We start from the raw sequence: 1,657 nt of genomic DNA on the forward strand, positions 1-1,657 counted from the left end.
GTTGTACAACAGGGCGATGGAACACCCACGGGACCGAGGTTCGGGAGCTTTTATATCCGTGGCACCCCTGGTCTGGGCGGCTTGTCCATATCCATGGACTGGTGGATAAGGGGTCTGCGGTGTTCCGCTGCAGCCTTTCGGGCTCGACGTCATGCCGGTTGCTCGAAGTCCCGGTGTGGATGTTTGACCGAACACTGAGTGCACGGTGGTTGGCCTTGCCAATTGCGTATGCCGATTTTTCTTGCCTGTTTGCTTTGGCAAAGTTGCTGGAAGAGGCAGGTACGCCGTCACAGGGCGCGGATATGAGCGCAACATTGATCTCTCACGAAACGAGTCGGGGAGATGTCCATGCCACGCCAGTTTACGACATATCAGTTCGATCTGTTCTCGAGCATACACAGCGGGAAGACACCAGCGATACCACAATGGCAGACGTTGCCGGAAGGAACACAACAGGCGTTGACGGCACTCATCGTCCGGCTGCTCGTCGACCACGCCAACGGCGAGAGCGCCTCCCAGTCGAAGGAGGCCAGTCATGATGCATGAGAAGATCAGCGCCCACCATCTTGAGCGCAAGGCCATTCTGTACGTCCGACAATCATCGGCTCATCAGGTTCTGCACAACCGCGAAAGTAGCGCCCTGCAATACGCCATGCGTGACCGCCTGACGGCACTTGGCTGGTCGCAGATCGAAACGGTTGATGAAGATCTTGGCCGTTCGGCAGCCGGAGGCGTAACCCGCGCCGGTTTCGACCGGATGGTTGCCGAGGTCTGCCTTGGAAAGGTTGGGGCGGTTGCAGCACGAGAGGTATCGCGCTTTGCCCGCAACAGCCGGGATTGGCAACAGCTCATTGAGATGTGCCGCGTCGTCGACACTGTTCTGATCGACCAGGAAGCGGTCTATGCGCCGCGCCAGGGTAATGACCGCCTGCTTTTGGGGTTGAAGGGCAGCCTCAACGAGTATGAGCTGGATCTCTTGCGCCAACGTTCTCTTTCCGCTCGCTATGAGAAGGCTCGCCGCGGTGAGCTTGTCGTTACGGTCCCGATTGGATTTTTGAAAGCCGGTGACAGGATCGAGAAGGATCCCGACCGGCGCATTCAGGAGGCCATTGTGCTCGTCTTCAACAAGGTTGCCGAACTCGGCAGTGCGCGGCAGGCGCTGCTATGGTTCCTTGAGCAGGGCCTGGACCTGCCGGTCAGGCGCGCCGATGGCGAGGTCACCTGGCGCCGGCCCAATTACGCAACCATCCATCGGATGATTGAGAACCCGATCTACGGAGGCGCGTATGCTTATGGTAAGAGTCGCTCCGTGCCAGGATACGATGGCCGATCCGGAATTCGCCGCAAGGCACGCGAGGAATGGCTGGCCTTGATCCCGAATGCCCACGAAGGTTACGTTAGTTGGGAACGGGCGGAGGAGATCCGCAAGATGGTCAGCAATAATGTACCTGCCAGCCGACATCACGGGGCGCCAAAGCATGGCGACGCTCTGCTTGCCGGCCTTTTCCGTTGTAAGAGGTGCGGGCGGAAGCTGACAGTCCGCTACACTGGAAACAATCATAACATTCCTCGCTATTCCTGCTGGCGTGGTCTGCTCGACAACGGTGAGCCTCGCTGCATCGCCTTCGGCGGCCTGCGGGTCGACGATGCGATCGAG

General features: G+C 59.1%; 2 protein-coding genes. Both read left to right on the forward strand.

Translation table 11 applies throughout. The features are described from left to right. Positions 1 to 348 precede the first annotated feature (348 nt). A complete protein-coding gene (locus RRU01S_RS24870; RefSeq protein WP_045232923.1) occupies positions 349 to 546 on the forward strand; it encodes a hypothetical protein in 198 nt (65 codons plus the stop codon). Then, the coding region (locus RRU01S_RS24875) for a recombinase family protein (protein ID WP_045232924.1) at positions 536 to 1,657 on the forward strand (1,122 nt) is incomplete at its 3' end. The genes RRU01S_RS24870 and RRU01S_RS24875, both read left to right, overlap by 11 nt.

The sequence above is a fragment of the Agrobacterium rubi TR3 = NBRC 13261 genome, assembly GCF_000739935.1.
Lineage (GTDB): Bacteria > Pseudomonadota > Alphaproteobacteria > Rhizobiales > Rhizobiaceae > Agrobacterium > Agrobacterium rubi.

Bases quoted from the DNA above. Each gene is read 5' to 3' on its own strand.
- RRU01S_RS24870 (WP_045232923.1), top strand. From the start codon at position 349: ATGCCACGCCAGTTTACGACATATCAGTTCGATCTGTTCTCGAGCATA.